At 61.2% G+C, this 9,620-nt stretch carries 7 protein-coding genes; 3 read left to right on the forward strand and 4 right to left on the reverse strand.

The window, feature by feature from the left end:
• The first annotated feature begins 218 nt into the window (after window positions 1-218).
• The 3 genes from QK290_RS17780 (at window position 219) to QK290_RS17790 (ending at window position 4,404) form a co-directional block, all read left to right on the forward strand.
• Window positions 219-1,325: an S-(hydroxymethyl)mycothiol dehydrogenase gene (locus tag QK290_RS17780; RefSeq protein ID WP_282331976.1), complete on the forward strand. Its 1,107-nt coding sequence runs from the start codon at window positions 219-221 to the stop codon at window positions 1,323-1,325.
• Window positions 1,322-1,942: an MBL fold metallo-hydrolase gene (locus tag QK290_RS17785; RefSeq protein WP_282331977.1), complete on the forward strand. Its 621-nt coding sequence runs from the start codon at window positions 1,322-1,324 to the stop codon at window positions 1,940-1,942. Before QK290_RS17780 ends, QK290_RS17785 begins: the two co-directional genes overlap by 4 nt.
• A 107-nt stretch (window positions 1,943-2,049) precedes the next feature.
• Complete coding sequence (locus QK290_RS17790; RefSeq protein WP_282331978.1) at window positions 2,050-4,404, forward strand: FdhF/YdeP family oxidoreductase; 2,355 nt, start codon at window positions 2,050-2,052, stop codon at window positions 4,402-4,404.
• A gap of 75 nt (window positions 4,405-4,479) precedes the next feature.
• Here QK290_RS17790 and QK290_RS17795 read toward each other — a convergent pair whose 3' ends face one another.
• The 4 genes from QK290_RS17795 to QK290_RS17810 all read right to left on the reverse strand — a co-directional run bounded on the left by QK290_RS17795 (window position 4,480) and on the right by QK290_RS17810 (window position 9,263).
• Window positions 4,480-5,223 (reverse strand): IclR family transcriptional regulator C-terminal domain-containing protein, encoded by a 744-nt coding sequence (locus QK290_RS17795; RefSeq protein WP_282331979.1) that lies wholly within the window; start codon window positions 5,221-5,223, stop codon window positions 4,480-4,482.
• The gene (locus QK290_RS17800) at window positions 5,220-6,587 is read right to left on the reverse strand and encodes an APC family permease (RefSeq protein WP_348994666.1); all 1,368 of its coding nucleotides are present in this window, start codon (window positions 6,585-6,587) and stop codon (window positions 5,220-5,222) included. The genes QK290_RS17795 and QK290_RS17800 overlap by 4 nt, the downstream gene beginning before the upstream one ends.
• A 368-nt stretch (window positions 6,588-6,955) precedes the next feature.
• Window positions 6,956-7,615 (reverse strand): DUF5134 domain-containing protein, encoded by a 660-nt coding sequence (locus QK290_RS17805; protein WP_282331981.1) that lies wholly within the window; start codon window positions 7,613-7,615, stop codon window positions 6,956-6,958.
• Window positions 7,616-7,778: 163 nt separating this feature from the next.
• Entirely contained in the window at window positions 7,779-9,263 is a 1,485-nt protein-coding gene (locus QK290_RS17810) for an APC family permease (RefSeq protein ID WP_282331982.1), read from the reverse strand.
• Between the last annotated feature and the right edge of the window lie 357 nt (window positions 9,264-9,620).

Here is a 9,620-nt window from a genome sequence, read left to right on the forward strand (position 1 = left end):
AGACTGCCTCGCCGAAGAACTCCGCCGCCTCGACCCCGACGAAGTATTCGGCGAAACGGTTCGCAGTTTAGGTAGTTCCAGAGTGCATCAAGCCAGCAGCGTGACATTCACCTGCAGCGGGGAGCCAGAACGTAACCGGGACCGCGTGTCACTGATCGCCGTATAAAGGGACCCCGACTCACCAGATCCACCCGGATCCAGAAAAGGAACACAAAGTAATGGTTCACAAAGTCAAAGCGGTCATCGCCAGGGAGAAGAATTCCCCGGTTTCGGTGGAGACTATCCTGGTCCCGGATCCGGGGCCGGGGGAGGCCCTGGTGGACATTCTCACCTGCGGGGTCTGCCACACCGACCTGCACTACAAGCAAGGCGGCATCGGCGATGAGTTCCCCTACCTGTTGGGCCACGAGGCCACCGGTGTGGTCAGCGCCGTCGGTCCCGGCGTCACCGAGGTGGCCCCCGGCGACCGAGTGATCCTGAACTGGCGTGCTGTCTGCGGTGAGTGCCGGGCATGTGCCAAGGGCCAGCCGCAGTACTGCTTCAACACGCACAATGCCACGCAGAAAATGACGCTCGAAGACGGTACGGAACTCTCTCCCGCGCTGGGCATTGGCGCCTTCGCGGAAAAGACGCTGGTTGCTGCCGGGCAGTGCACAAAGATTGATGACGACGTCGATCCTGCCGCCGTCGGGCTGCTCGGCTGCGGTGTGATGGCCGGCATCGGTGCCGCTATTAACACGGGCGAGGTCAAGCGCGGCGAATCCGTAGCCGTGATCGGCTGCGGCGGCGTGGGCATCGCCGCGATCGCCGGCGCAAGGCTCGCAGGTGCCACCACGATCATTGCGGTGGACATCGACGCCAACAAGGTGGAGATGGCTAAGTCCCTTGGAGCCACCCACGGGGTGAATTCCGGCGAGGAAGACCCCATCGAGGCCATCCGGGCATTCACGAACGGCAACGGAGCGGACGTGGTGATTGACGCCGTCGGACGTCCTGAAACGTACAAGCAGGCGTTTTACGCCCGCGATCTCGCCGGCCGCGTGGTGCTGGTGGGTGTCCCGACGCCGGGTATGTTGCTTGAACTGCCACTGCTGGACGTCTTTGGGCGGGGCGGGTCGCTGAAGTCCTCCTGGTACGGGGACTGCCTGCCTTCCCGCGATTTCCCGATGCTCGTGGCGCACTACAAGCAGGGCAACCTTGACCTGGATGCCTTCGTCACCGAACGGATCACCATCGATCAGGTGGAGGACGCGTTTGACAGGATGCACGAGGGCAAGATTCTGCGCTCGGTTGTTGAAGTACAGACTCTGAAGGAGCTCTCATGACAGTCACCATCGAAAACCTGGTCACCTCGGGCACTTTTACGCTCGACGGCGGCACCTGGGACGTGGACAACAACGTCTGGATCGTGGGCAACGAGGATGAGTGCGTGATCATCGACTGCCCGCATGACGCCGAGGCGATCATCAATCAGGTCCGCGGCCGGAAAGTCCTGGCCATCCTGCTGACCCACGCGCACAATGACCACATTGGCGCCGCGCGGCAGGTCGCGGACGCTGTCGGCGCCCCGATCGTCCTGAACCCGGACGACCTGGTCCTCTGGAAGCAGGTCTACCCTGATGCTGAACCGGACCGGTACCACGGGGACGGTGACGTGTTCGAGGTGGGCGGCACCGCGCTGTTGGCCATCCACACCCCAGGCCATTCCCCGGGCTCCACCTGCTTTTACCTCGAGAGCGAGGGAACCGTCTTCACCGGCGACACCCTCTTTAACGGTGGACCGGGAGCAACGGGACGCTCCTACAGCGACTACCCCACGATCCTGAGGTCCATCAGGGAACGTCTTTTGACGCTGCCGACCGAGACCGTGGTTCGCACAGGCCACGGCGACAACACTACGATCGAAGCTGAACAGGAAACGCTGGCTAAGGTTCCCCGGTAATCAGGGTCTTGAACAGCAGGATCCCGTTGAGGCGCGCCAGGACAGCTGGCGCGCCTCAATCGGCGTTTCGGACATGAACGGCGTGAGCCGCAAAGGAAGTTGAACCAATGAAGTTCGGTAAGCAGCCAGCCCCCGTCGCAGACATCAACGAAGACAACCTCGCAGTCCACAAACCCAAAACGGAAGCGGCCGGAGTCAAAGCCGTGATGGTGGCACTGGAGCGGGCCGTGGCCCAGGCTGGCGTGACCCGGACGGTGCAGTCCCTGCTGCGGCTGAATCAGCAGGGCGGCTTCGACTGCCCCGGCTGCGCCTGGCCGGAATCTGCCACGAAGCGGAAGGCGGCCGAGTTCTGCGAGAACGGTGCCAAGGCCGTGGCCGAGGAGAACACCCTCCGGACGGTTGGGGCGGAGTTCTGGGCCAGGCATTCCATCGCGGAACTGTCCGGGAAAACGGAGTACTGGCTCGGTAACCAGGGCAGGCTGAGCGAACCGGTGGTGATCCGTGAAGGGGAGACCCACTATTCGCCGATCTCCTGGGCGGACGCCTTCGAGCTGATCGGTGAACATATCCGCGACTCCACGCCGGATCGGTGCGTCTTCTACACCTCCGGGCGCACCGCGAACGAAACGGCGTTTATGTACCAGCTGTTCGCGCGGGCCCTGGGCACCAACAACCTGCCGGACTGTTCGAACATGTGCCACGAGTCCTCCGGCTCGGCGCTGAACCCGACCATCGGCATCGGCAAGGGCACCGTGTCCCTGGAGGACATCCACGACTCCGAACTGATCTTCGTTGTGGGGCAGAACCCCGGCACCAACCACCCCCGGATGCTCTCGGCGCTGAAGGAGTGCAAGGACAAGGGCGGCAAGGTAGTGGCGGTCAACCCGCTGCCGGAGGCCGGGCTGTTCAACTTCAAGGACCCGCAGACGGTTTCAGGCGTGGTCGGCGGCGGCACGCCGCTGGCGGACGAGTACCTGCAGATCAAGGTGGGCGGGGACCTTGCCCTGTTCCAGGCCCTGGGCCATTTGCTCCTGGCGGAGGAGGAACGGAACCCGGGCACCGTCGTCGACCGTTCCTTTGTGGACGCGCAAACCGACGGGTTCGATGCCTACAGTGGCGCCCGGAAGGAGCTGGACTGGGCGGAAACGGAGAAGGCGACGGGCCTGTCCCGGGAACAGATCGAGGCCGTGGCCGGGATGCTGATCCGGTCCAAGGCCACTATTTTCTGCTGGGCGCTGGGCGTCACGCAGCAGCCGCACTCGGTGGACACCATCAAGGAAATGGTCAACGTCCTGCTCCTGCAGGGCAACTTCGGCAAGCCCGGCGCCGGCGCCTGCCCGGTCCGCGGCCACTCCAACGTCCAGGGCGACCGGACCATGGGCATCTGGGAAAAACCCAAGGAGTGGCTCCTGGAGGCCCTGGACACCGAGTTCGGGATCGAGTCTCCGCGGCACCACGGATATGACGCCGTGGAATCCATGGAGGCTTTCGAACGCGACGACGTGGACGTGTTTGTGTCCATGGGTGGCAACTTCTCTCTCGCCTGTTCGGACACGGAAACCCTGGAAGCGGGCATGCAGCGGATCGGCCTGACGGTGCACATCTCCACCAAGCCGAACCGGTCCCACGTGGTGCACGGCCGTACGTCCCTGATCCTGCCCACGCTGGGCCGGACCGACAAGGACGACAAGCACCCCAAGGGCGCGCAGTTCCTGTCCGTGGAGGACTCCATGTCCGTGGTCCACTCCACCCAGGGCAGGCTGGTGCCGGTTTCCGATCACCTGCTCGCCGAACCTGTCATCGTGGCGCGCATGGCAGAGGCCACCTTCGGGCCGGACCACCATGTGGCCTGGAAGGCGATGGCCGAGGACTATGACGTGGTCCGTGACCATATCTCCCGCGTCCTGCCCGGCTTCGAAGACTTCAATGCCAGGGTCCGGACTAAAAACGGCTTTGTGCTGCCTAACCCGCCGCGGGACACCCGCTCGTTCAAGACGGACATCGGGCGCGGCCGCTTCACGGTCAGCCCGCTGGAATACCTGACCCCGCCGGAGGGCCACCTGGTACTGCAGACCATCCGCAGCCATGACCAGTACAACACCACGTTCTATGGCCTGGATGACCGGTACCGCGGCATTTCGGGCGGCCGGCGCGTGATTCTGGTGCACCCAGAGGACCTGGCCGAACTCGGTTTCAAGGACCGGGACTTGGTGGATGTGGTGAGCACCTTCCGCGGCCACGACCGGCAGGCGGACAAGTTCCGCCTGGTGGCCTACCCGACGGCGAAGGGCTGCGCCGCGGCGTACTTCCCCGAAGCCAACGCCCTGGTCCACAAGGAAAACGTGGCACGGGAATCCAACACCCCCGGCTTCAAAGCCATGTTCGTCCGCTTTGTGCCGCACGCGGCGAAGCCGGAAGCAGGCGAAGAGTCCGCTTCGCTTACGGCGGCCACTGCCGGCTGACCCGACAGAACGGCCCCGTCTCCAAAAGCTTGGATTCTAGGGGGCGGGCCGTTCTGCTGCTTCCGAGCGTTCGAATCAGAACAGGAGCGGTGCCAGTCGCAGTGTCAGTTCGCGGGCCGCCTCCGCATGTGCGTAGATTGTGGTGAACCGTTCTGCGGGGCCGGTGAGGCAGAGCGCCGCGCCCACCGACCCATTGGGCATTCGTACTGGAAGTGCCAGGCTGGCGGATCCTGATTCGAATTCGTTGATTTCCGAGGCCTGGTCTTTGAGCCTTATTTCCGCGAGTTGTTCTTCCAGCCGGTCACTGTCTGTGATGGTGTTTTCGGTCAGCTTCATTAACTGGCCTCCCGGCAGTGGGGAGGCCGAACCGCCAAGTTCAGCGAGCATCAGCTTCCCTGCGGCGGAGGCGTGTGGATACCGGAGCAGTTCGAACACTGAGTGGAGCGGATAATCAGGATCTTCGTCGGCGATTCTTACGGAAGCGTTCCTGAACATGATGAGGTGCACAGCGAAACGGTTTCCCCGCCGGAACTCGTCCATTGCGGTGCGGGCGGCGGTGGGAACGGTTGGCGGGGTCGCGGCCGTAACCAAGCCTGAAATTGCGTGTCCGAGTGCAAATCCGCGGAGATCAGATGTGCGGACCAGATATTCGGCGCCGACGAGCGCATTCAGTATCCGGTAGGCGGTCGCCGGAGGCATTCGCAGGGCGTCGGTGATCTCTTTCGCCGTTGTGCCGGTGCCGAACCGTGCCACGATCTCCAGGATCCTGAGCGAGTTTGACGCTGAGCCGGTACCCGAGTGTGTGGGGCTGTAGTTCATGGCAGCGGTCCACTATGAAACAGGTCTGATTCCCGGGTCTCGTCATAGATGCCCACTGACGCCAGGCGCGCGGGTAACCGCCGGTGAAGGAACGCGGCGTATATGACGCTGAGGAGGAGGACGCCGCCGTAGATGAGGGTCTGCGGGTTACCTGTTCCAATCGATGTCATCGCAGCCGTCCAGAGAACCGCACCGAGGACTACGGAGGTTACTGCTCCGAGTATCCAGCTGGGCAAGGTGTTCTCCCCGATCCGGCGCAGGAAGAAGGGCAGGGACGCACTGGCAAGGATATAGGACCCCAGGTATCCATAGGCGCCAAGGGTGAAGAGGTTCGCGAGGCCCTGCTCGGGGCTGGCTCCGGAGATGATGACCGCAACGGGAACGATGGCAACAACCGGCATTACAACCAGGATCGCCATCGAGGGCGTCCGAAAGGCGGCATGTGTCCGGCCGACTACTCGTGGGGCAACGCCTTCCCGGCCCATACAGAAAAATATCCTGGCAAGGGCGTTCACAGAAGCGATGGCGCAGGCAAACCAGGATGCGGCGATTCCCAGGTCAAGAACTGCGGCGAACAAGGGGGAAGACTGGGAGAACAGGTCAGACAACGGAGTGGAGCTGCCGGTTATGTCCGACGGTGCTTCTTTGAGGGCTACGTCCTGGGCGGTTACGGCGAGGAGATAGAGCACGCCCGCCAAGATGGGGGTCCACGTGATGGCCCGTGGCACGCTGACGAAGGGTCTCTGCGCTTCCCCTCCGAGGGTGGTGGGGCTTTCGAAGCCGACAAAGGCACTGACGGCCACCACGATTCCGATCGATAACGAATCAAAATGTCCGTTCCAGGCAAACACACACCCGAGATTGACCTGCGGCGCGTTGAAGGCGAAGTAAACGACCATGAGGACGGTGAGTATGCCAATTGAAATGGCTTCCATCAGCAGCGTGGACCACGCGGATATCTGGATCCCCCTGACCATAAGGAAACAGGCGGCGCCTGCTGCAGCAAGAATGACAAGCACCGCGAAAATCTTAGGATCTGCGACGGGGACGCCAAGATTGACGAATAGCTCAACGATATATGTGCCAACAGCCAGCAGACTGGCCATGGCCACGAGTCCGTACCCGAATATGGCTGACCAGCCGGCGGTGATTGCCGTCCGTTGACCGAGCCCTTTCGCAGTGTAACTGTAGAGCCCGCTGACGGCAGCCATGCGCTTTGCCATCGGCCTCAGACATAGGGTTACCAGGACGATGATGGCCATGGCAGCGCTGAATGTCAGCACAAGGTTCGGTCCAGCGGATCCAACGACGAGGCCCGGAAAGATGAGAGCCGGAATGACGGACATGGCGCCCGCGGGCGCCACGTTCGCTATTGACTGCGCGAAGACCGGCAAGAAGGAAAGTTTCCGGCGCCTCAGGCCCTCCACCGGAGAGTGAGGAGAAATAAAGCGATCACCGCGGGCAGACACTAGGTACCAACTTTCCCTACGAGGGCAGGTCCGCCTTGCTTATGAGGAGCGTAAGTCATCGGCCCGTGCTGGAATACATTAGCATTACCAGCCGGCACCGAGGACGTCTGTGAAGTTCCGAATGCTTCCGCCGCATTAAGTGCAATGAGAATTTCCCAATTCAATAGCCATAACGGGTTCGTCATTGACGGATTCCTTGACGTAGTTTTTTATATATCCGCAGAATGCAAGGATCTCTTTCCATTGATCGCAGCGAGCACTCCCTATGCCATGGTGGTGAACATCAGGGCCATGACGGCAGCGCCGAGGGCTTCGAGTAGATGTCCGGTGCGGAGAGCGGGCTTCGGAGCACTTGCGTGGGGGAGCGTGGATTTTGTTAACGCGGATTTTGATAATAGGAGGCGGATTAGGAAAGCCACCGCCGCAGCTCCGAACACTACCGTCAGGACGATCGCCAGGGTGGATGAGAGATCAAATGTTGCTGCAGCCGTGTTTTGTGATGCGGCTGGCATCGTGTGGTGGGCGTGCGGCGTTGACAGGGCGCCGGCCGGGACGGTTTTATCGCCGGCGCTCGGGTGACCCATCATGGCAACCATGAGAGCGGCGCCGGCCATGGTCACGCCGTGGTACAGGCACTGCACCCGGCCCTGGCCACCTCCGCAGAGCAACTTAAATTCCGGCCGAGCGACCGCCTGGATGACAAACCACAGCGCTGCTCCGGTGAGTATAGCTATCTGAGCCAGCGTGGTCGATGGCACGAGGTTCCACAACATGGCGGCCATCAGGACGTTCATGAGGGCATGGAGACTTTTGTTGACCCGGTCGGTGAGATGGTGGGACCGTGTGGCCTGCAGGAGGTAATAGCTTCCGCTAAGCAGCAGAACGGCCGTGAGGGTCAAGGTAACTGCCGGAACATGGAACATGTAGATCACCTCTCACTACTGGGTTGGGGTTAGTCAAGGTTCAGTCCCCGGTGCCGCTGCTGCAGCACCGGGGACCGCCCAAACAAAACGCGATGGAGAATGCGCAGCGTCGGATTGTTGCCAGGAGGATCCGTTTGACGTGAAGCCGTTGGTGCGAGTTCCGTTACCTGAGATCCAAAACCTTTTCCCGTTCTGCGGCTTCGTGGTCTGACGAGGGAGCAGTGGTTACCTGGTTCTTCGCGCGACGCGATTCATGCTGGGCATACAACCAGATGGGTAGGTAGAGGGACAATACGATGAAACCAACCCAGGTTGAGGCCCAGCCGATTTCCAGGCTGTTGAGGTAAACGACACCAACCAGGCACAGAGGAACATTGAACAGGCCAAAGATCATGGCGACGTGTTTCCAGCCCTTCGGTGCTTTGAAGGGTCGTTCCAGGCCGGCAAAGGCGGGGTGTTTCTTGGCTCGGACGTAAGCGAACAGGCTGATGCCGTTGGCGCAGGTGTAGCCAATGGCCGAGGCCGCAAGAATTGCTGCGGCGTTTCCCATGGAAATCAGCACCAGGTTGAAGGCTCCGATGACCAGCATGGCAATGAACGGAGTTCCCTGACGATTTGTTTTGCCGAGGAATTTGGGAACGTTGCCTTCCGTTGCCATGGAGTGCATGGCGCGGGATGAACCCAGGTAAGCGGTCTGAATGATCAGTATCATGGCAAAAATCAGCATGATGATCGTGATGATGGAACCGGCTTCGCCGAAGACGGCCTGAGCGACCGGTATCAGGGGTGAGACAGGCTCGGCCAGTACTCCTTCGACACCAAGCACACCGATCACTGCAGATTGCACCAGTACATAGAGCAGGAAGCAGATGATGCCGCAGGCAAGCAGGGCTTTGGGGACATCCTTGGACGGGTTTTTGTATTCCGGGCCGTAGATGGCTGCCGTTTCCCAGGCGCAGGCACTCCATTGGGCGATCGCAAAGACGCCAAAGAGAATCAGGACGTGGTGCATGTCCCAGGCCCAGTCAGTCGGCCACCAGCTGCCGGTGATGTTGGCCATCTCAACGCGTCCGGTGGCGAAAGGCGCCACGGCCAGGACAACCAGCGGTATCAGCGAAACGGCTGCCAGGATGTAACCGAGGATGGCGCCGTCCTTGAGTCCGAACCAGTTAATCACGAACAATCCTGTGAAAATCACCAGGCCGGAGATCAATGAGAGTTGATACTCGGTAAAAGTCTCGCCCAGCACCGGAAACAGCCCGTACAGGTAGCCGCCGACCATGATGGCGAAGATCGCCAGAATGGGGCTCCAGCCAAACCAGTAGCTCCAGGCAGTGAAGCCGCCGATCAGCTTTCCCTTGTCGTACTTGCCCTTGTAGTTTTCGGTCCGGAATACATGCTGGGCAAACCCTGGCAGGCCGGAGGCTTTGGGAAAGGTGGTGGCCATTTCGGCATAGGCAGCGTTCTGCATGAAACCCTGAAGAACCGATAATCCCCAGATAAGAATCGCTGCGGCGGACACATACATCGGAAGGTAGCCCAAGGAGGGCAGAATCAGCAGGGGCACGCCCAGCGCGATGGCCATACCCTGCTTCCAGTTGATCGACCTTTTCAGGCCATCGGCTTCGTCCAAACGATTTTCACTCATAACATCTCCTTTGATGGACTGAACGTCGTGCGATCTCTGCTGCATGGATGCCGGTGGTGACCGGCCAAAAGAGACGGAACCCCGAAGCGTGAACGTTCAGCACGTGGGAGGGCCAAATAGAGTCTCTTGATTTATAGATGCCGAGGGCCGGCCTGGGCCGGCCTTCGCTGTGTTGGTCCATCCGGGCACTTGTTGGGCTGGATGATCCCGCGGACAGGACCGCGCCTAGCGGTGAGGTTCCGGGAGCGCCGCCGACGAATCAAGGCGCGCTCCCGGAACCTCAGGTATGGACTGTTAATCCTTGGTGCAGCATGTTGCGGTGTTGGTTGTTTGGGTTCGGTTTTCGTTGGTGGGGAG

The sequence above is a fragment of the Pseudarthrobacter sp. AL07 genome (genome assembly GCF_029960665.1).
GTDB lineage: Bacteria > Actinomycetota > Actinomycetes > Actinomycetales > Micrococcaceae > Arthrobacter.

Coding starts and splice junctions, on each gene's coding strand:
- QK290_RS17805 (WP_282331981.1), bottom strand. CDS start 7,615: ATGTTCCATGTTCCGGCAGTTACCTTGACCCTCACGGCCGTTCTGCTG.
- QK290_RS17780 (WP_282331976.1), top strand. CDS start 219: ATGGTTCACAAAGTCAAAGCGGTCATCGCCAGGGAGAAGAATTCCCCG.
- QK290_RS17790 (WP_282331978.1), top strand. CDS start 2,050: ATGAAGTTCGGTAAGCAGCCAGCCCCCGTCGCAGACATCAACGAAGAC.
- QK290_RS17795 (WP_282331979.1), bottom strand. CDS start 5,223: ATGAACTACAGCCCCACACACTCGGGTACCGGCTCAGCGTCAAACTCG.
- QK290_RS17810 (WP_282331982.1), bottom strand. CDS start 9,263: ATGAGTGAAAATCGTTTGGACGAAGCCGATGGCCTGAAAAGGTCGATC.
- QK290_RS17785 (WP_282331977.1), top strand. CDS start 1,322: ATGACAGTCACCATCGAAAACCTGGTCACCTCGGGCACTTTTACGCTC.